Origin of the sequence: Arthrobacter sp. PGP41 (assembly GCF_002953935.1) — a bacterium.
GTDB lineage: Bacteria > Actinomycetota > Actinomycetes > Actinomycetales > Micrococcaceae > Arthrobacter.
This window is the reverse complement of record NZ_CP026514.1, coordinates 1,243,115-1,262,760: the sequence shown is the minus strand read 5'-3', so window position 1 is coordinate 1,262,760 and position 19,646 is coordinate 1,243,115. Positions and strand designations below refer to the sequence as shown.

Here is a 19,646-nt window from a genome sequence, read left to right as displayed (position 1 = left end):
TCGGTGCGGCGCCCGTGCGTCCTAAGCTAGCCCCATGACTTCCACTGAAGAGTTCCGCATTGAACATGACACGATGGGCGAAGTCCGCGTCCCCGTGAACGCACTGTACCGCGCGCAGACGCAGCGGGCAGTGGAGAACTTCCCCATTTCCGGCAAGACCCTGGAACGTGCGCACATTGAAGCACTGGCCCGGGTCAAGAAGGCTGCCGCCCAGGCCAACGCTGAGCTGGGTGTGCTCGACGGCGAGCTGGCCAAGGCGATCGCAGATGCAGCCGATGAGGTGGCCGCCGGCAAGTATGACGGCGACTTCCCCATCGACGTCTTCCAGACGGGCTCCGGCACGTCCTCGAACATGAACACCAACGAGGTCATCGCCGAGCTTGCCTCGCGTGCCCTCAAGGCCGCCGGCAGCGACAAGGTTGTCCACCCGAACGACCACGTCAACGCCTCCCAGTCCTCCAACGACGTCTTCCCCACATCGGTCCACGTTGCTGCCACCTCGGCCCTGATCAACGACCTCATCCCGGCCCTCGGCTACCTGGCGGAGTCGCTGGAGCGCAAGGCTGTTGAGTTCAAGGACGTGGTCAAGTCCGGCCGCACCCACCTGATGGACGCCACCCCGGTGATGCTCGGCCAGGAGTTCGGCGGCTACGCCGCGCAGGTCCGCTACGGCATCGAACGCATCAACGCGTCCCTCCCCCGCGTCGCCGAGGTTCCGCTCGGCGGCACAGCGGTGGGCACCGGCATCAACACCCCGGCCGGGTTCCCGGAGCGCGTCATCGAACTGCTGGCAACCGACACGGGGCTTCCCCTGACTGAGGCCCGCGACCACTTCGAGGCCCAGGCCAACCGCGACGGCCTCATCGAGGCGTCCAGCCAGCTGCGCAACATCGCCATCTCGTTCATGAAGATCAACAACGATCTCCGCTGGATGGGCTCGGGCCCCAACACAGGCCTTGGCGAAATCGCCATCCCCGACCTGCAGCCGGGTTCCTCGATCATGCCGGGCAAGGTCAACCCGGTCATCTGCGAGGCATCCATCATGGTGGCCGCACAGGTCATCGGCAACGACACCGCCATCGCCTGGTCCGGCACCAACGGCGCCTTCGAGCTTAACGTCGGCATCCCGGTCATGGCGTCCAACCTGCTGGAATCCATCCGCCTGCTCGCAAACACCAGCCGCGTCATGGCGGACAAGATGATTGACGGCATCACCGCGAACGTGGAGCGGGCCCGCTTCCTGGCCGAGGCGTCCCCGTCCATCGTGACCCCGCTGAACAAGTACATCGGCTACGAGAACGCCGCCAAGATCGCCAAGACGGCCGTGGCTGAGGGCCTGACCGTACGCCAGGCCACCGAGAAGCTCGGCTTCGTCGGTGACGGCGAGGGCAAGGTCTCCGAAGCGGACCTTGACAGGGCACTGGACGTCACCACCATGACGGCTCCGGCCCACAAGGCGTAGGTCCCCTTCCCAGCCAGGCCCGCCTGGCAAGGGACAAGCACGACGGCGGCCGCCCACCTTCCCTGCGAAGGCGGGCGGCCGGCGTCGTTAAGCTCCTCTGCGGGCGCTGGGATTTCCCGCGAAGGCGCAGGGGGCAGGGCTCAGGGTTCGAAGTGGGCTGCTTCGGCCGGAGCCAGGGCACGGTGGATGCTGGTGAGGTGGCCGGCCATGAGCTCAGGCAACTCATCAACGCCGAACCACCCGACGGCCAGGGATTCGTCGTCATTCACCCGGGCAGTTCTTGAAACGTAGCGGCAGAGGAACACCACATCAAGGAACTCGCACACGTCACCGTTCGGGTAGGTGAAGGGCCCAACAGCCCCCACGGAGACCACTCGCTCGGGTTCGGCCACAACTGCCGTTTCCTCAAAGATCCCCCGCACCAGGCCATGTGCCGGCTGCTCCCCGGGTTCCAGCATCCCGCTGACCAAAGCCCATTGCCTGTTGTCCGCCCGCTGCGCGAGCAGGACGCGCCCCAGTGCGTCCACCACCACGCCGCGGACGCCCGGAACCCACAGCGGATCATTGCCGATTTTCTTACGGAGCTTCAGGACGTAGTCAGGCGCTGGCATGCCGCCAGCCTACCGAAGTGCTTTCCCCGTTTGCCTGCCGGAAGCAGTCCCCGGTCCCCCGCTGCGGGGGGATCAGGCCGGAAGCAGCATGGCCGCAGCAGCTCCGGCGAGCATAAACGGCCCGAAGGGGATGGAGGATTTCAATGTCCCCCTGCGTGCAGCCAGGAGCACGATGGACCACACGCCGCCCAGCAGGAAGGCCAGGAAGGTACCGGCAAACAGGTGGCCCCAGCCGAGGTAGCCGAGGTACATTCCCAGGACTCCTGCCAGTTTCACGTCGCCAAAGCCCATTCCGGGCGGATAGGCCGCCCGGAGAACGAAGTAGAAGAGCCACAGTATGGCGGCTCCGGCCACTACCCGAAGCAGCGGAAGGGCCATCAAGCCTGCCGCGAATCCGGGGGCATCGGGGGCCCCGCCGGCGCCGGCACCGGGAAAGGCCGACGCCGCGAGGAGGAGCACACCGGCAACGGCGTAGGACGGAAAGATAATCCGGTTTGGCAGGAGGTGGTGGCGGACGTCAATCACTGTGAGCCGCACGGCCATCACTGCGAAGTAGGCGCAGGCAGCCAGCACCAGCCAGAAGGCCAGCGGGGTGTGCTGCCACAGTTCGCCCAGTCGTTGGATCACCCTCGGATGCTACTGGATTTCCACTCTCCGGCAGTACTGGCCGCGCGTAAACTGTGGATATGGCGACGTGGGAATCCCGGCACCGGCCGGATCCGGACAGTGGTGCTGCCTCCACGGACCTCGCAGCCATGTTCCGGGACCTCTGCCGGTCCTCTCCTTGGAAGTGGCAGTCGCTGCGCTTTGAATACTGGGATGAGCCGTTCCCGGAGGCTCCCAGTCCTGCTGCTCCGCTTGTCCGCGCCTGGCTGCGCCGCCCCGGGGCACTCCGCCTCGAAAGCCCGGAAGGACTGGTCCTCCACAGCACCACGGGAATCAACGATTCCAAAGACGGCCTTTACACCAGCTCCACCCGGAAATCCTGGCTCCTCCCGCCCCATCTGGTGACGCCCGTCTACGACGACCTGGGCCTGGTGCGGCGCCGCCCGGAAGCAGCCTACGGCGAGCCGGGCTTCGGCAACGGACGCTTCTCCGCCGCCCTGGACCCGGTGGAACTCGCAGGCAACGCGCCCGTGCCCCTCGAGTTCCCCGGCAGCAACGCCGTGGAAGTGCACGAGGTCAGCCGCCGGGAGCATGAGGGCCGGCCCGCGCTCGAGGCCGTCGTCTCCCCCACCGCCGCCTATCGCCCCGTGGATCCTGCCGCTCCCCTGTGCCTGCCGGGCCGCACCCGGATCCGGGTGGACCTTGGAACGGGAGTGTGCGTCTCCAGCCGCTCCCTAGAATCCGGCACTGACCAGTACGGGCACTGGCTGCGGATCATCGCCGTCGACGAATATATGCTGGACGACCTGTTCCTTGCCCAGTCCATGAACCTTACCGACGTCCGCCGCCACATCAGCTGGGACGTCCCCGCCTGACCGTGACAGGCCGCCACGCAGGCTCATCGGCTAGGCTTCGCGGATGACTACGCTGGACGCCGTATGGCCGCTCTTCGGCCTGACCCTCAGAACTCCGCGGTTGGAGCTCCGCCCTGTCCTCGACCAGGACCTTCCGGCTGCCGTGGCCGCCGCCCGCAGCGGCATCCACGAGCCCGGCAGGAACCCGTTCAGCACCGCCTGGGCGGAAGCTCCGGAACATGAGCTCGGCCCCAGAATGGCGCAATGGCACTGGCGCTGCCGCGCGGAGTGCACCCCCGAGTCGTGGACCCTCCTGCTGGGCATCTGGCACGCCGGTGAGTTCATCGGCTGCCAGGACGTCGGGGCCAAGGATTTTGCGGCGCTCAAGACGGTCACCACAGGATCGTGGCTCACGCAGTCAATGCAGGGCCGCGGCTTTGGCAAGGAGATGCGTGCCGCCGTCGCCCTTTACGCGTTTGACTGGCTGGGCGCAGAAGTAGCCGAGTCCGAGGCCGCCGGCTGGAACGAAGCCTCCCTCGGCGTATCCCGCTCCCTCGGCTACGAACCCAACGGCATCACGCGTAAGGCCTGGGGGACGCAGGTCGAGACAGTCCAGCACGTCCGCCTCACCCCGGACTCCTTCAAACGCCCCGACTGGACCCTCAGGGTAGAAGGCCACGAGGCAGCAGCGAAGTACTTGAACATCAGCTAGTGCCGGGACTTGGTGCCCGGGTGCGCCTTCCGGCAGCCTGCGTCAAAGGCGACGAAGGAGCCAGCACGCAGAGGAAGGGGCACCCGGGCACCCCCGCTTAGCCTTCGAGGAGTTCGGTGACCAGGGCTGCGATCGGGGACCGTTCGGAGCGGGTCAGGGTGATGTGGCCGAAGAGCGGGTGTCCTTTCAGGGTTTCGACGACGGCGGCGATGCCGTCGTGGCGTCCGACGCGGAGGTTGTCCCGCTGGGCGACGTCGTGGGTCAGGACGACCTTTGAGTTCTGGCCCATGCGGCTCATGACGGTGAGCAAGACGTTCTTCTCGAGGGACTGGGCCTCGTCGACGATCACGAAGGCGTCGTGGAGGGAGCGTCCGCGGATGTGGGTGAGCGGCATGACCTCGAGCATGCCGCGGTCCATGACTTCCTCCACTACTTCCTGGCTGACCAGCGCGCCGAGGGTGTCGAACACGGCCTGCGCCCAAGGGTTCATTTTTTCGGACTCGGAGCCGGGCAGGTAGCCCAGTTCCTGGCCGCCCACCGCGAAGAGGGGCCGGAACACGATGACCTTGCGGTGCTCGCGGCGTTCCAGCACCGCTTCCAGGCCCGCGCACAAGGCAAGGGCGGACTTGCCGGTGCCCGCCCTGCCGCCGATGGAGACGATGCCGACGGCGGGATCCATCAACATGTCGATGGCCAGCCGCTGCTCCGCGGACCGTCCGTGGAGCCCGAACACATCACGGTCGCCTTTGACGAGCCGGACCTGCTTGTCTGCGCCCACCCGGCCCAGGGCGGAACCGCGGTTGGAGAGCAGCACGAGCCCGGTATTGACCGGCATCTCGGCGGCCGCGGGGATGAAGACGGGCTCGTGGCCGTACAGCGTGGAGATCTCCTGTTCGCCGACCTCAACTTCGGCAATTCCGGTCCAGCCTGAATCCTTCACCAGCTCGTTGCGGTATTCGTCGGCGGTGAGGCCCATGGCGGAGGCTTTGACACGCATCGGTAGGTCCTTGGACACCACGGTGACGTTGCGGCCCTCATTGGCGAGGTTCTTCGCCACGGCGAGGATCCGGCTGTCGTTGTCGCCGCTGCGGAATCCCAACGGAAGTACGTCCGAGGAGATGTGGTTCAGCTCCACCATCAGGGAGCCGCCGTCGCCGATGGGGATTGGCTGGTTGAGTCCGCCGTGTTTGACCCGAAGGTCGTCCAGGAGCCGAAGCGCCTTCCGGGCGAAGTAGCCAAGCTCGGGATCGTGCCGTTTTGCTTCCAGTTCCGTGATGACCACCACCGGCACAATCACCTCGTGTTCCGCAAAGCGGAGCAGCGCACGGGGGTCGGAGAGCAGGACGGAGGTGTCAATGACGAAGGTGTTAATGTCGGCTTCCCTTCCGGAGACAGCAAAACCGGCCGCAGCATCTTCTGCCGCACCGGTTTGTATGGTGGCTCGCGTGGCGCGAGAGGTAGCTTTCTCTCCCTGGTCGGAAAGGACCTCGGGCAGTTGTTCAGAAGTAGCCACATCGACTCCAGCCCCGGGCGCCAGCCCGGAATTGTTATTGGTGAGGCGGCTCGGCCACGAGGCCGGGTCCGGCCTCCCATACAACCGGTGCGATGTTTCGCTCCATGTACTGGCCTCCCCGATCAGCCGGCGGTTTTGCCTGCTGATGGATATAACGTAAATCCCCGCCAACTAATTTCCGCATCCATTACGCGGCGATTCCTGTTGCGGGACTGTGAACTCGTGATTAACCGGATATGTCAGGAGCCGAAGCGGCGCTGCCGGCCCGCGTAGTCGCGCAGGGCCCGCAGGAAGTCCACCTTGCGGAATGCGGGCCACAGGGCCTCACAGAAGTAGAACTCGCTGTAGGCGCTCTGCCACATCAGGAAGCCGGAGAGCCGCTGCTCGCCCGACGTTCGGATCACCAGGTCCGGGTCCGGCTGGCCGCGGGTGTAAAGGAACCTGGAAATGTCGTCCACGGAAAGGTCGTCGGCCAGTTGGGAGATGTCCGCTCCCCTGGCCACGGCATCGTGGAGGAGTTCCCGCACCGCGTCGACGATCTCCCGGCGGCCGCCGTACCCCACGGCCACGTTGACGTGGATCTTCTCCTTGACGGGAGTCCGCGCCGTCAGCTTGTGGAGCCGTTCTGCCAGGTAATCGGGCAGGAGCTCCGGGGCACCCATCGCATGGACGGAGATGTTGGCGTCCTCGTCCAGGCGGTCCAGGGTGTTGGCGATGATACCCATCAGCAGATCCAGTTCCTCACTGGACCTGTTCATGTTGTCGGTGGACAGCATGTACAGGGTGACCACTTTGACCCCGAGCTCCTGGCACCAGCCCAGGAACTCGTGGATCTTGTCTGCGCCCGCCTGGTGGCCCTGACTGGTGGGGGCATTGAACTGCTTCGCCCACCGGCGGTTCCCGTCCACCATGACGCCGATATGCCGGGGTATCCGGTCACGGGGGAGGTCCTTGAGCAGCCTGCGCTCATAGAAGCCGTAGAGGAACCCGGGCAACTCCACGCGCTCACTCACCTGACTTCCTTGCTGTACGTACTTGCACATCCTAGGCTACCGTCCGGAGCGGCCAGGACCTGCCGGCGAGCCCCGGAAGGCCCTTCACGCTCCTTGCTACTCATCAGTAACTTACTGCGGCGTAGGTTATTCTGGGAGCATGAACAGCGACACCCCGGACGCCCCGCGGACGCCGCAGCGCAAGGACAGCAGGGCGGAAACAGGCCACGAAACAAACGCTGTGGATGAGGCCGCCGTCCGGCTGGCCGAACTCCTGATGATCAAGCCGAAATGGCGGGGCTGGATCCATACGGTTACGGCGCCGCTCGCCCTCGTGGCGGGAATCGTGCTGGTGATGCTGGCCCCCACGGCGGACCGCAAGGTTACCTCCGCTGTCTACGCGGCAACGGGCGTCCTGCTGTTCGGAGTCAGCGCAGTGTACCACCGGGGAAACTGGTCGCCAGGGGTCAAGATCGTCCTCAAGCGACTGGACCACACGAACATCATGCTGGTAATCGCCGGCAGCTACACGCCCCTGGCTTGGACATTGCTGGAGCGCCCCCAGGCGGTCCTCCTGCTGTGGGTCATCTGGTCCGGGGCCATCCTCGGGGTGCTGTTCCGGCTTCTGTGGACGGATGCCCCGCGCTGGCTATATGTACCCATCTATGTAGCCCTGGGCTGCGGCGCTCTCGTTTACCTGCCGCAGTTCTTCCAGGCCAGCATTCCCTCCGCTGTCCTCATCTGCGTGGGCGGCGTCCTGTACATCACGGGCGCCGTGTTCTATGCGCTGAAAAAACCGAACATCAGCTACCACCACTTCGGCTTCCACGAACTGTTCCACGCCCTGACCGTGGTGGCTTTCGCGGCACACTTCACGGCCATAGCCATGGCGGTCCTCAGCTAGCCGCCAGCCTACGGCGGAGCCGGGCGCAGTGCCGGTGCCGCCTTATCAGTGCCGCTGGTCTCCCTGCGCGGGCCCTGTCCCGCCGTCGGCCGTTCCCTGCACGGTGCCGGGCTCCTGCCTGCCGGACGCATCCTCGGCGGCGTCCGCCGCCTCGACGTCCGCCGCGGCAGCGGCAGCAATGCGGTCCTCCTCCACCTGCGCCCGGTACCGCACGCGCCGGATGCGCCGCACCATGTCCACGATCAGCAGTGCGGTGGCAATTACGAAAAACGCCGTCATGATGAAGCCCAGCAGGCCGGGCGTGACCTGGTCCTCGGAAATCCCCTCGCGCAGCGTGGGCGTGGGCAGGGGCGTGGGAGTGGTGGCCAAACTGAGGAGCAGGTGATGCACGGTTGTTTACCTTCTGTGGTGCGGGGGCAGCGGCCGGGACCGGCGAGGCGCCAGGCCCCATCTTCTACGCGACATAGAAATTGCCGGCTGCTTCTATCTTAGCCCCGCGAACAGATCCCGTTCGGGGAGCTCCGAAGGAACCCTTGAGTGGATCAGGGAGTAGTCTTCCCACGGCCAGGCCCGGCGCTGCATCTCGGGCGAGACGGCAAAAAAGAACCCCAACGGGTCCACCTGGGTCCGGTGGGCCCGGAGTGCGTCATCACGTACTTCGAAGAAATCCCCGCAGTCCACCTGCGTAGTGGTGGGGTGGATGGCGGGAGGCGGGGTATGGCCCTCCGCGTCCGCTTCGAGCCAGGCTGCCAGCCGTTCGGCGTACGGCGACTGGAGGCCCGCCTCCTCCAGGGCAAAATGCAGCGCACGGAAGCGCTCCGGACTGAACGCCCTGTCGTAGTAGAGCTTGCTGGGTTCCCAGGGCTCGCCGGCGTCCGGATATCGCGAACCGTCACCGGCGGACTCGAAGGCTTCCACTGCCACCCGGTGAGCCATGATGTGGTCCGGATGGGGGTAGCCGCCGTTTTCGTCGTAGCTGAGGATGACATGCGGCTTGAAGGACCGGACCAGCCGCACCAGGGGCGCAGCGGCCTGGTGCAGGGGCAGGGTGGCGAAGGATCCGGCGGGAAGGGGCGGAAGCGGGTCACCTTCGGGCAGGCCCGAGTCAACGAAGCCCAGCCACCGCTGCCTGATGCCCAGGATGGCCGCTGCCCGTTCCATTTCCAGGCGCCTGGCGCCTGCCATGTCCCGCTTGGGGTGCGGCTCGCCCTCAACTGCCGGGTTCTGGATGTCTCCCCGGGAACCGTCGGTGCATGTGGCCACCATGACGTCTACGCCTGACGCGGCATATTTGGCCATCGTCGCAGCGCCCTTGCTGGACTCATCGTCCGGATGGGCGTGGACCGCGAGCAGCCGTAGCGGCGCCGGGGAGGTGCTGGACGCTGTCATCGAAGGACGGCTCCTTATTCTTTTCTGCTGCCTTTGGGCGCTGGACGGGTCACTTGGGCGGGGCGGACGCTGGCCTGGCCGGGACCAACAGGCTTCCGCCGGAAAGGGCACTAAACTGGTCTGGTGACTTCCCCGGACCAGCCGGCCCAACCCGCGCCCGCAAACACTAGCCTAGCCAATCGCTATGGTGCTAAAAAGCGCAGGCTTAAGCCAGGAGCCAGGCGCGCCATCGGCGGTGCGGCGCTGGCCGCGGGAATCGGGTTCCTCGCCTGGGTTTCCACATCCCAGTCACTGTCTGACGTTTCGTTCAAGGACATTGGCTACAGGACCACGGACGCCACGCTTGCGGAAGTTGACTTCCAGGTCACGCGCGAGCCCGGAACCGCCGTCAAGTGCGCGGTCAAGGCACTGGACTCCAAGTTTGCGGTGGTGGGGTGGAAGGTTGTGGACATTCCGCCCGCACCTGCCGACGGAACAGCCGACGGCGGCCGCACAGTTGCGCAGCGGGTGGCCATACGCACGGAATCACTGTCCGTCTCCGGTGTAGTGGACAGCTGCTGGGCCGCTGGCACATAAGTCCGGTGTTGCCTGGGGCCGGCGCCTGAAAAAGTGGCCGGAGCATGTGACGTGCGCCGCTTCGCTGTTGGGTTAACTCCAAGGGATTGACTACAATGAAGGCATACCTTTACCCCGCTGAGCTGGTTACTGTTCCACAAGTGGCCACCGTGGCGGGGTCTTTTGCATGTAGGACCACAAGAGGAGAAGTCCGTGTCTACCACCAACAGCGCAGCTGCAGCCTGGCTCACCCAGGAAGCTTTTGACCGCCTGAAGGCAGAGCTGGACCACCTTTCCGGCGCTGGCCGGGCAGAGATCGTCCAGAAGATTGAAGCAGCCCGGCAAGAGGGTGACCTCAAGGAGAACGGCGGCTACCACGCAGCCAAGGAGGAGCAGGGCAAGATCGAGGCCCGCATCCGCCAGCTGACCGCGCTGCTCCGTGACGCCCATGTGGGCGCGGCCCCCGCGGACGACGGGATTGTGGAGCCCGGCATGATCGTCGTTGCCAGGATCGCGGGCGACGAAGAGACTTTCCTCCTCGGTTCCCGCGAAATCGCCGGCGATTCCGATCTTGACGTGTTTAGCGAGAAGTCACCCCTTGGGGCCGCCATTCTTGGACACAAGGAAGGCGAAACCCTGAGCTACGTGGCGCCCAACGGCAAGGACATCAAGGTGGAGATCCTCTCCGCCAAGCCCTACGCTGCATAGCCGTCCATATCCTGGAAGCGCCGGCCGTCCCGAAAGGGACGGCCGGCGTTCCACTTTAAAGTGGCAGGAACTTAGAGCGCCGAACCCATGGCCCGGCTGCGGCGGCGAAGCAGCAGTGCGGCCACTACTCCCCCGGCTGCCCCGCCAAGGTGCGCCTGCCACGAGATGTAGCCTGCCCCGATGGGCAGGACCCCCAGCAGGATGCTGCCGTAACCCATGAAGAGGACCACCGCCAGGAGGATCTGCCGCCAGCTGCGGTTTATGAATCCCCGGACCAGGAGAAAGGAAAACAGGCCGAACACCAGGCCTGACGCCCCCACGGTGATGCCGCCGTCGCCAATCAGCCAAACGGTCAGGCCGGATCCCAGCCAGCTGAAGGCGAGGGCGGTCAGGAATACCCGGAGCCCCGAGAGGAACACCAGGAAGCCGAAGATGATCAGCGGCAGGCTGTTGGACAGGAGATGGTTCAGGTTGGCGTGCAGGAGAGGGAAGGTGAAGATGTCCAGCAGCCCGTCGGCGCTTCTGGGCCGGAGTCCGAACGTCGCGTTGAGCGAGCGCAGCATCACCATGTTGAACAGTTCGATGACAAAGAGGAACACCACGAAGCTGCCCAGCACGAGCAGCCCGCCCTTGGCCCGGGCAGCGACTGTCCGCCGCTGCCCGAAGCTCCCGTTTCCCGCCAGTCCGGCCATGGGGCGGGTCCTAATGCACCACGATGGGCTGGAAGCCTTCGGCACGCAGGGCGCTGAGCACCTGTTCCCCGTGCTCGTGGCCTTTGGTTTCAAGGTTCACCGTGATGGACACGTCTCCCATGCTGATGGAGCCGCCCACGCGGGTGTGGTCCAGGCCGGTGACGTTGGCATCGTTCTCGGCGATGATCCGGGCGATGGTGGCCAGGGAACCGGGGCGGTCATCGAGCATCATGCGGACCGTCATGTAGCGCCCTGCCGCGGAGAGGCCCCGCTGGATGACCTTGAGCATGAGCATGGGGTCGATGTTGCCGCCGGAAAGGACCGCCACCGTGGTTCCCGGGTTCTCGATCTTGCCGTCCATCAGCGCTGCCACGCCAACCGCACCCGCAGGCTCCACCACCATCTTGGCCCGCTCCAGCAGGAAGATCAGTGCGCGGGCCAGCGAGTCTTCACTGACCGTCACTACGTCATCGACGAGTTCACGGATGATGCTGAAGGGAAGCTGCCCGGGCCGGCCGACGGCAATGCCGTCAGCCATGGTGGAGACCTTCTTCAGGGGCACCAGCGCATCTGCGGCGAGGGAGGGAGGATAGGCGGCGGCGTTTTCGGCCTGGACCCCGATGATGCGGATGTTCCGGCCCAGCTCCCTGGCCCTGGCCTTGACGGCGACGGCAACCCCGGCCAGGAGCCCGCCGCCGCCGACGCCCATGAGGATGGTGTCCACGTTGGGAACCTGCTCGAGGATTTCCAGGCCCAGCGTGCCCTGGCCCGCCACCACGTCCACATTGTCGAACGGGTGGACAAAAACGGTGCCCGTCTCGTTGCTGTAGCGCTGGGCCTCGGCGAGCGCCTCGTCCACGTTGTGTCCATGCAGGATTACCTCGGCACCGTGGCTGCGGGTGGCCGCCAGCTTAGGCAGCGCCACGCCCAGCGGCATGTAGATGCGGGCCTTGATTCCCAGGCTCTTGGCTGCAACGGCTACGCCTTGGGCGTGGTTGCCTGCAGAAGCGGCCACCACTCCACGCTTCTTTTCCTCCGGGGAAAGCCGCGCCATGCGCACGTACGCGCCGCGGACCTTGAACGATCCGGCCCGCTGGAGGTTTTCGCACTTGAAGAAGACATCCCCGCCCACCATGGTCCCAAGGGCGCGGGATGATTCCACCGGTGTCCGCGCAATAATCCCGTCGAGCAGCTTCTGCGCCTCCAGGACATCGTCCAGCGTGACGGGAAGGGTTTCGAGGATGTTCACGGACTATTCTCCTTTGGATTCGGCCCCGGCGCCCCGTTCCGCAGCGGGAGGGGCATCAGGTTGTTCTGCTTTCGTGCCGGCGGCGGCGCCCTTGCCGCGGCTGAGTACTGCCGGCGGCTGAACGTCCCGGATGGTGTTGTCCACTCCGGCGCCCGCCGTCAAAGGCTCTCCGGTCCATGCCGGCACTTGTTCATGTTCCCACGTTCTGGCGGCGATGTAGCGAATGGCAGTATTTGCGACGGCGAGGATGGGCACCGAAAAAAGGGCACCCGGAATGCCGGCAAGGTACGACCCGGCTGCCACCGACAGGATCACTGCCACCGGATGCAGGGCCACGGCCTTGCCCATGACGAGCGGCTGGAGGATGTGGCTTTCCAACTGCTGGACAAGCAGGACGATGCCGAGCATGATCAGGGCGTTGATGGGGCCGTTGGCCACCAGTGCCAGCAGGACTGCGACGGCGCCGGTCACGAGGGCGCCCACGATCGGGATGAAGGAACCGATAAAGACGAGCACACTCAAGGGAAGCGCCAGCGGGACGCCGATAATCGCGGCACCCACGCCAATGCCTACCGCGTCGACGAAGGCCACAAACATCTGGATGCGGGCGTAGCTGACCATCGATGCCCAGCCCTTGCGCCCGGCACCGAACGTTGCTGCCCTGGCCTTTTTGGGGAGCAACCGGACCAGGAACGCCCAGATCCGGTCCCCCTCCAGGAGGAAGAAAATCAGTATGAACAGGGCCAGGATGAGACCGGCAGCAAAGTGCCCCGCCGTACTGCCGAAGGACAGGGCCCCGCTGACAATGCTGCTGGTGTTGTTTTGCAGGGCGGTGGTGGCTTCCTTCAGGTACTGGTCCATCTGGTCTGCCGTGACATGGAGGGGCCCGTCAGCCAGCCAGTCCTGGATCTGCTTGACTCCGGCGAGCGCCTCGGACCAGAGCTCCCCGAAACCGGCGACGAGTTGCCTGCCCACCAGCGCCAAGGATCCTGCGATCAGGCCGATGAAGCCGACCACGGTGACGGCCACAGCCACCCCGGACGGCAGTCTGTTTTTCTTGAGCCATCCCACCACCGGGCTCAGGAGCCCGGCGAGCAGGGCAGCCACCATGACCGGAATCATAAGGAAGCTGATCCTGCTCAGCAGCCAGACGAGCGCGCCTCCCACCAGGAGGATCAGTCCCAGGCGCCAGGCCCAGGACGCCGCTATCCGCACGCCGTAGGGTATATCGCGGTCCAGTTCACGGTCCGCGAGGATCCGCAGGGGCTGGTTCATGGCAGGCAGTTGCTGGCTTGGGGAAGTGTTGGGGGAGGTAACGGCATCCTCTGCTGGCGTCATAGCCTAATACTTCCCCAGCCGGGGCCTATTCGGAAACCGCTACCGTTCGCTGCCCGGGGTGTAGTCGATCCCCCATTCGATGGTGAAGGACTCACCCGGGTCCAGCCAGCGTAGGCCGTCCCCGGAGTTGAAGGCGTTGGCGGGCCCGGTCATGGGTTCAACGGCCACCGCGCGGCTGCGTCCCGGATACTCGGTGCTGACGAAGACGTGGACATATCGGCAGGCTTCGCCCTGCCAGAGGCTCACGTTCGTGCCGTCCTTCGCAGCGAGCGTGTGGCGGGCTTTCCCTGCTTCGAACTGCAGGCCTGTCAGCGCCACGTCCACGGCGAGGGCCGCGATGTTCTGCCCTGCCCTGAAGTCGGTCTCCCCCTGCACGGCTGCCGTGCTGCGCGGAATGAGGCGTTCGTCGGCAACCAGGCACGTGTCGGCGGCAACGGTCAGCACCAGGTCCTCGACGGGCGTGTCGCCCAGCCGCAGGTAAGGGTGGGCACCCAGGACGAAGGGTGCCGGCTCCTTGGAATCGTTGAACAGGGTCTGGCGGACTGCCAGCCCCAGCTCGTCGCCGAGCTGGTACTGCACGCGGTGCCGCACTAGGAAGGGGTACCCGTGCTGCGGAAAGATGGTGGCCTCCAGGGAAACGGAGTGCTCTGACTCGTCCACGAGGGCATAGGCGGAATTGCGGAGCAGTCCGTGGCTGGCGTTGTTCCTGGCCACCTCGGTGATGTCCAGCTGCTGCTTTTTGCCGTGCAGGAACCACGTGCCGTCCTCCACGCGGTTGGCCCACGGCGCCAGGGTGATGCCGGCAGCGCCGGGCGCGATCTGGTCGTCGCTGTAGGTTTCCGTCAGGAGCGTTCCTCCCCTGCTGAAAGACCGCAGGCCAGCGGCTAGTTCGGTGACCACGGCCAGGGCGTCGCCGCGGCGGAGCTCGTACTGCCTGCCGGTGGCATAGCCGCGCAGGGCAGGCTCGCTGTTGGATTCACGGGGAGAACTGGAAGTCATGGGCACCACCGTACCCCGGCAGGACGTGTGCCCGCAGCAGTCCGGATGTTAGATTTTGTTGTTAACTATTCTTTTTTGATCGAACGTGTCACACTTTTATCCATGACAGCTATCACGAGCACCAGGCTCTCCGACGGCAGGGAACTCATCTATTTCGATGACGCCGCAACCCCCAAGCCGCGCGCCGCCGAATTCACCACCGACCATCGCGGTCTCCCCCCGAGGGGGGAACCCGGCGAGGTCCGCTACGACGCACTGACGGACGAGTGGGTTGCCGTCGCGTCGCACCGGCAGGCACGGACCCACCTCCCGCCGGCGGACCAGTGCCCGATCTGCCCCACCACCCCCAGCAATCTTTCTGAGATCCCTGCTTCGGACTACGACGTGGTGGTGTTTGAAAACCGCTTCCCCTCGCTTGGTCCCGCGCTGGGCCCGATACCGGGCGAGGCAGCATGGGGTACCAAGGGTCCCGCGTACGGACGCTGCGAGGTAGTGGCGTTCACCCCCTCCCACACCGGATCCTTCAGTGAACTGGGCGAAGAGAGGTCCCGTACTGTCATCGAGGCCTGGGCCCAGCGAACGCGGGCCCTGAGCGGGCTGCCCGGAATCAAGCAGGTCTTCCCCTTCGAAAACCGTGGCGCGGACATTGGGGTAACACTCCACCACCCCCACGGCCAGATCTACGCCTACCCTTACATCACTCCCCGCGCGGGCGTCCTCGGCGCTGCAGCACGAAGGTTCTACGATGCCCGGGACGGCGACACCCTCACCGGCTCACTGCTGCGCTCCGAGCGGGAGGACGGAAGCAGGATGGTCCTGGAAGGGGAGAACTTCAGCGCGTATGTTCCCTTTGCCGCCCGGTGGCCGCTCGAAATCCACCTGGTGCCCCACCGCCAGGTCCCCGACCTCGCGGCGCTGAGCGGCGAGGAGAAGGACGAACTCGCTTGCGTCTACCTCGAGCTGCTCCGGAGGGTGGACGGCCTCTACCCCACGCCCACCCCGTACATATCCGCCTGGCACCAGGCTCCCCTGGATCCGGTTCTGCGGCCCGCCGGCTACCTCCACCTCCAGCTGACCTCCCCGCGGCGGGCGGCCGATAAGCTGAAGTACCTGGCAGGGTCGGAGGCAGCCATGGGCGCTTTCATCAATGACACCACCCCGGAAAGCGTCGCCGAGCGGCTGCGCACGGTAACCCTTCCGCCTTCCACCACCCCCGCCGTCGCGGCGGCCGCACCTGAAGGAGCCCACGCGTGAACCCCGCACCGGATCCCCTGACCACAAGCGCGCCTGCAGGGACCCAGGATCTTGCGGCACGGTTTTCACAGGAGTTCGGCAGCGCTCCGGACGGAATCTGGCAGGCGCCGGGCCGGGTAAACCTTATCGGCGAGCACACGGACTACAACGAGGGTTTCGTCCTCCCCTTCGCCATCAACCGCACCGCCCGGGTGGCCGTCAGGGTCCGCCCCGGTTCCTCTGTGCGCCTGCTCTCCACCTACGGCGACCAAGGCCTGGTAAGCACCAGGCTGGATTCGCTGGAGCCGGGCTCCGCCAAAGGATGGACCAAATACCCGCTCGGCGTGATGTGGGCGCTGAAACAGCGAGGCATCGCTGTCCCGGGCGTTGACCTGCTGCTGGACTCGGATGTCCCCCTCGGGGCCGGACTGTCCTCCTCCCACGCGATTGAATGTGCCGTCATCTCGGCACTGAACGATCTCACCGGGGCCGGGCTCGAAGCCCAGGAAATGGTGCTGGCCACGCAGCGTGCCGAAAATGACTTTGTCGGCGCTCCCACAGGGATCATGGACCAGTCCGCCTCGCTCCGCGGTTCGGAAGGCCACGCGGTCTTCCTGGACTGCCGGAACCAGAACGTGCGCCTGGTTCCCTTCGAGACGCAGCCCGCGGACCTGGTGATGCTCGTGATCGACACCAAGGTCTCGCACTCGCATGCCGACGGCGGCTATGCCTCCCGGCGGGCATCCTGCGAACTCGGCGCGGAAGTGCTGGGGGTCAAGGCGCTCCGTGACGTGCAGCTGGGCGATCTGGCGGAAGCCAGCGGCCTCCTGGATGAAGTCACGTTCCGCCGCGTCCGCCACGTGGTCACGGAAAACGACCGCGTACTCCAGACCGTCGAGCTCCTGGCAAGCCAAGGGCCAGGCGCCATTGGTCCCCTGCTGGACGCCAGCCACACGTCCATGCGGGACGACTTCGAAATCTCCTGCCCCGAGCTGGACCTGGCGGTGGACGCTTCCCGTGCCAGCGGCGCCATCGGTGCACGGATGACCGGGGGCGGATTCGGCGGAGCGGCCATAGCGCTCACCCCGGTGGCCCTGGAGCAAAAGGTGCGTGACGCCGTCGCCACTGCCTTCGCGGATGCCGGCTTCAAAGCGCCGGACATCTTCGCGGTCTCGCCCGCGGCGGGGGCCCGGCGGATCGCCTAGAGCCAGCCGCAGTGCGCTTAACTGCTGAGGGCCCCACCATATGGTGGGGCCCTCAGCTATTGGGAAGGTCCGACGGCGGGAGCCGCCTTGTGCGCTACTCTTCCCCGCGCAGGATGGACAGCAGGCGGATGATTTCCACGTAGAGCCATACCAGCGTGACCGTCAGGCCGAATGCGGCCGTCCAGGAGAAGCGCTGGGGGGCGCCGTTGCGGACACCCTCCTCGATGCTGGTGAAGTCCATGACCAGGGAGAATGCCGCGAGACCGATGGCCAGGATGCCGATGGCGACGCCGATGATGCCGCTGCGCAGCCCGAAGGGTTCCGATGTCAGGCCGGTCATCATCATGACGAGGTTCACGACAGAGAAGAGGGCGTAGCCAACCAGGGCGATCATGAAGAACTTCATGGCCTTCGGGGTGGCGCGGACCTTGCCGCTCTTGAACAGGAGCAGCGTCACCGTGAAGACGGACAGCGTGCCGAGGACAGCCTGAAGCCCCACTCCCGGGTACATGGCGTCCAGGACCCGGGTGAGGCCGCCGAGGAAGAGGCCTTCAAGGCCTGCGTAAGCAAGAATCAGTGCCGGCGACGGCTGCTTCTTGAAAGTGTTGACCAGGGCCAGCACGAAACCGCCCAGCGCACCAACGATCATCAGGAGCGAAGCCAGGCCCATGCTGACGAACAGCGTCACTGCGGCACCGGCGAGCAGCACCCCGAGGCAGGCGGTGGTCTTGACGATGACGTCGTCGAAGGTCATCCTGCCGGTGTCCGCCGGGCCCGCAGCGGGCTGGTTGTACATCTGCTGCAGCTGCTCATTGGTCATGTTCTGTGGCTGGCCGTACGGCTGCTGGCCGTAGGGCGCCTGCCCGTACGGCTGCTGGCCGTAGGGCGCGTGTCCGTAGGGAGCCTGCGGGACAGGCGGTGCCTGGGTGGCTCCACGGAAGCTTTTTCCGTTGAAGATCGGGTTGCCGCCAAGTGCCATTGCTGGATTCCTCCATAGGGATGTGTTGAAACCTTAAGGTTTACGGTACCAATTCTCACGTAAGTGCGCCCGTGAAAGTTCCCCGCCCCCGCCACGAGAGCGGAGTTGTTATCCGATCGCTACCATCGGCGCCTGAACCGCGGCATTTCCCGCAACATCCGCGCTGTAGCATAAGCCAAGCAGGGTGACGGAACTCACACACGTGCGGTGCCGCGCCAGATTGGCACCATCCTATCCCTGCATCCGTTCGCAACGGCTGCAAAGGCGCAGCCGAGACCGCCCCCAAGTGGAGGTTATTCAATTTGAGAAGTACACCCCAAGGCCGGCCGGCCGAAGGACGCCGCAGGTTGCTGAGGTTAATGGGAGCTATAAGCGCGTCCATCCTGGCAATCCTTCTTGTGGCAGCACCGGCATCGCAGGCCACTTCCCCGTCTCCGACACCATCCCCGTCGAACCAGACATTCCAGAACAACATCAGTGGATTTCTCCGTGATGACACCCGCGCACCCCTGGCGGATGTGTCCATCACGGCCAAGAAGGACGGCTTCACCGGTACGGCCAAGTCGTCGGCGAACGGATCCTGGAACATCGGCGTGCCCGATCAGGGCACGTACACGGTGGAACTGGACGAATCGACCCTTCCCGAGGGCATCAAGCTGGCTGAAGGCCAGGAAAACCCCCGCCAGGTGACCTTCAGCCAGACCTCAAACCTGTCGGTGATCTTCGCCTTCGGCAAGGGCATCGTGGTGCAGCAGCAGGACTTCGGCCAAAACCTGCTCAACCGGCTCGTGGCCGGCCTGAGCTTCGGCCTTCTCCTTGCCCTCGCCTCAGTAGGCCTTTCGCTGATTTTCGGCACCACCGGCCTCACCAACTTCGCCCACGGCGAGATGGTCACCCTTGGGGCGGTGCTGGTGTTTGCCTTCAACGCCATCGGCCTCCCCTTCTGGCTGGCCCTGATCCTGTCCCTGTTGGGCGGTGGTCTGTTCGGATATGCCCAGGACCGAGGCCTGTGGCGGCCGCTGCGCCGACGCGGCACCGGCCTGGTGCCAATGATGATTGTCAGCATCGGGCTTGCGCTTGCCGTCCGGTACGTCATCCAGTTCTACTTCGGCGGCGCCACCCAGCAGCTGCCGTTCGCGCAGAGCCCCGAGATCCAGCTGGGCCCGGTATCCATATCACCCAACAACCTCTGGTCCCTCGGGATCAGCGCGGTGGTGATCGCCCTGATCGGCATCGTTCTGCTGAAGACCAGGCTGGGCAAGGCAACCCGTGCGGTAGCCGACAACCCGGCACTGGCGGCCGCCTCAGGCATCGACGTCGACTCCGTCATTCGGATTGTCTGGATCACGGGCGGCATGCTGGCCTCCCTGGGCGGCATCCTCTGGGCGTACTACCGTCCCGGCGTCACCTTCGACATGGGCTCGGCCATCCTCCTGCTGATTTTCGCCGGCGTCACCCTCGGCGGGCTCGGCACAGTCTTCGGCGCCCTGATCGGTTCCGTCATTGTGGGCATCTTCGTGGAACTGACCACCGTGTTCGGCCTTGCCGCGGACCTTAAGTATGTAGGTGCCCTGTTCATCATGATCGTTGTCCTATTGTTCCGGCCGCAGGGAATCCTGGGCCGGCGCGAGCGCGTGGGTTAGGA

General features: G+C 65.5%; 20 protein-coding genes. 9 read left to right on the top strand and 11 right to left on the bottom strand.

Going from position 1 to position 19,646, the window contains the following annotated elements:
• The first annotated feature begins 34 nt into the window (after nucleotides 1–34).
• Nucleotides 35–1,462, top strand: a complete 1,428-nt coding sequence (locus C3B78_RS05785) for a class II fumarate hydratase (RefSeq protein ID WP_104997218.1) — start codon at nucleotides 35–37, stop codon at nucleotides 1,460–1,462.
• Nucleotides 1,463–1,602: 140 nt separating this feature from the next.
• Here C3B78_RS05785 and C3B78_RS05780 read toward each other — a convergent pair whose 3' ends face one another.
• Together C3B78_RS05780 and C3B78_RS05775 are read right to left on the bottom strand one after the other, a co-directional pair.
• Nucleotides 1,603–2,073, bottom strand: coding sequence for an NUDIX hydrolase (locus tag C3B78_RS05780; RefSeq protein WP_104997217.1), 471 nt, complete (start codon nucleotides 2,071–2,073; stop codon nucleotides 1,603–1,605).
• A gap of 72 nt (nucleotides 2,074–2,145) precedes the next feature.
• Entirely contained in the window at nucleotides 2,146–2,700 is a 555-nt protein-coding gene (locus C3B78_RS05775; RefSeq protein WP_104997216.1) for a prepilin peptidase, read from the bottom strand.
• Between the two features lie 59 nt (nucleotides 2,701–2,759).
• Between C3B78_RS05775 and C3B78_RS05770 the strand changes: the two genes are divergently transcribed.
• Entirely contained in the window at nucleotides 2,760–3,554 is a 795-nt protein-coding gene (locus C3B78_RS05770) for a hypothetical protein (RefSeq protein ID WP_104997215.1), read from the top strand.
• A gap of 43 nt (nucleotides 3,555–3,597) precedes the next feature.
• A complete protein-coding gene (locus C3B78_RS05765) occupies nucleotides 3,598–4,245 on the top strand; it encodes a GNAT family N-acetyltransferase (RefSeq protein WP_104997214.1) in 648 nt (215 codons plus the stop codon).
• A gap of 97 nt (nucleotides 4,246–4,342) precedes the next feature.
• Here C3B78_RS05765 and C3B78_RS05760 read toward each other — a convergent pair whose 3' ends face one another.
• Both C3B78_RS05760 and C3B78_RS05755 read right to left on the bottom strand, forming a co-directional pair.
• Nucleotides 4,343–5,758 (bottom strand): PhoH family protein, encoded by a 1,416-nt coding sequence (locus C3B78_RS05760; RefSeq protein ID WP_104997213.1) that lies wholly within the window; start codon nucleotides 5,756–5,758, stop codon nucleotides 4,343–4,345.
• Nucleotides 5,759–5,997: 239 nt separating this feature from the next.
• Nucleotides 5,998–6,759 carry an isoprenyl transferase gene (locus C3B78_RS05755; protein WP_104999660.1) on the bottom strand — a complete coding sequence of 254 codons (762 nt, stop codon included), beginning with the start codon at nucleotides 6,757–6,759 and terminating at the stop codon, nucleotides 5,998–6,000.
• Nucleotides 6,760–6,910: 151 nt separating this feature from the next.
• On the opposite strand from C3B78_RS05755, the gene trhA reads away from it, so the two are divergent.
• Nucleotides 6,911–7,654: a PAQR family membrane homeostasis protein TrhA gene (trhA, locus tag C3B78_RS05750; RefSeq protein WP_442778259.1), complete on the top strand. Its 744-nt coding sequence runs from the start codon at nucleotides 6,911–6,913 to the stop codon at nucleotides 7,652–7,654.
• Nucleotides 7,655–7,699: 45 nt separating this feature from the next.
• On the opposite strand, the gene C3B78_RS05745 is transcribed toward trhA, so the two are convergent.
• Nucleotides 7,700–8,044 (bottom strand): hypothetical protein, encoded by a 345-nt coding sequence (locus C3B78_RS05745; protein WP_104997212.1) that lies wholly within the window; start codon nucleotides 8,042–8,044, stop codon nucleotides 7,700–7,702.
• Between the two features lie 93 nt (nucleotides 8,045–8,137).
• A complete protein-coding gene (mca, locus tag C3B78_RS05740; RefSeq protein ID WP_104997211.1) occupies nucleotides 8,138–9,043 on the bottom strand; it encodes a mycothiol conjugate amidase Mca in 906 nt (301 codons plus the stop codon).
• Between the two features lie 123 nt (nucleotides 9,044–9,166).
• Between mca and C3B78_RS05735 the strand changes: the two genes are divergently transcribed.
• On the top strand, nucleotides 9,167–9,619 hold the full coding sequence (locus C3B78_RS05735; protein WP_104997210.1) for a DUF4307 domain-containing protein: 453 nt from the start codon (nucleotides 9,167–9,169) through the stop codon (nucleotides 9,617–9,619).
• A 192-nt stretch (nucleotides 9,620–9,811) separates the two neighbouring features.
• Nucleotides 9,812–10,306 carry a transcription elongation factor GreA gene (gene greA / locus C3B78_RS05730; protein ID WP_104997209.1) on the top strand — a complete coding sequence of 165 codons (495 nt, stop codon included), beginning with the start codon at nucleotides 9,812–9,814 and terminating at the stop codon, nucleotides 10,304–10,306.
• A 71-nt stretch (nucleotides 10,307–10,377) separates the two neighbouring features.
• Here greA and C3B78_RS05725 read toward each other — a convergent pair whose 3' ends face one another.
• Genes C3B78_RS05725 through C3B78_RS05710 form a run of 4 tightly spaced genes read right to left on the bottom strand, consistent with a single transcriptional unit; the run spans nucleotide 10,378 to nucleotide 14,584 of the window.
• Complete coding sequence (locus C3B78_RS05725; RefSeq protein WP_104997208.1) at nucleotides 10,378–10,998, bottom strand: rhomboid family intramembrane serine protease; 621 nt, start codon at nucleotides 10,996–10,998, stop codon at nucleotides 10,378–10,380.
• Between the two features lie 10 nt (nucleotides 10,999–11,008).
• Nucleotides 11,009–12,247 (bottom strand): threonine ammonia-lyase, encoded by a 1,239-nt coding sequence (gene ilvA / locus C3B78_RS05720; protein WP_104997207.1) that lies wholly within the window; start codon nucleotides 12,245–12,247, stop codon nucleotides 11,009–11,011.
• Nucleotides 12,248–12,250: 3 nt separating this feature from the next.
• On the bottom strand, nucleotides 12,251–13,585 hold the full coding sequence (locus C3B78_RS05715; RefSeq protein WP_199775342.1) for an AI-2E family transporter: 1,335 nt from the start codon (nucleotides 13,583–13,585) through the stop codon (nucleotides 12,251–12,253).
• A gap of 39 nt (nucleotides 13,586–13,624) precedes the next feature.
• Nucleotides 13,625–14,584: an aldose 1-epimerase family protein gene (locus C3B78_RS05710; protein WP_104997206.1), complete on the bottom strand. Its 960-nt coding sequence runs from the start codon at nucleotides 14,582–14,584 to the stop codon at nucleotides 13,625–13,627.
• A gap of 102 nt (nucleotides 14,585–14,686) precedes the next feature.
• Here C3B78_RS05710 and galT point away from each other — a divergent pair, with 102 nt between their 5' ends.
• Nucleotides 14,687–15,838: a galactose-1-phosphate uridylyltransferase gene (gene galT, locus C3B78_RS05705; RefSeq protein WP_104997205.1), complete on the top strand. Its 1,152-nt coding sequence runs from the start codon at nucleotides 14,687–14,689 to the stop codon at nucleotides 15,836–15,838.
• Nucleotides 15,835–17,022 (top strand): galactokinase, encoded by a 1,188-nt coding sequence (gene galK / locus C3B78_RS05700; RefSeq protein WP_104997204.1) that lies wholly within the window; start codon nucleotides 15,835–15,837, stop codon nucleotides 17,020–17,022. Before galT ends, galK begins: the two co-directional genes overlap by 4 nt.
• 94 nt (nucleotides 17,023–17,116) lie before the next feature.
• Here galK and C3B78_RS05695 read toward each other — a convergent pair whose 3' ends face one another.
• Entirely contained in the window at nucleotides 17,117–18,001 is an 885-nt protein-coding gene (locus C3B78_RS05695) for a Bax inhibitor-1/YccA family protein (protein WP_104997203.1), read from the bottom strand.
• Between the two features lie 359 nt (nucleotides 18,002–18,360).
• Here C3B78_RS05695 and C3B78_RS05690 point away from each other — a divergent pair, with 359 nt between their 5' ends.
• Nucleotides 18,361–19,644 (top strand): branched-chain amino acid ABC transporter permease, encoded by a 1,284-nt coding sequence (locus C3B78_RS05690; RefSeq protein WP_199775341.1) that lies wholly within the window; start codon nucleotides 18,361–18,363, stop codon nucleotides 19,642–19,644.
• Nucleotides 19,645–19,646 lie beyond the last annotated feature (2 nt).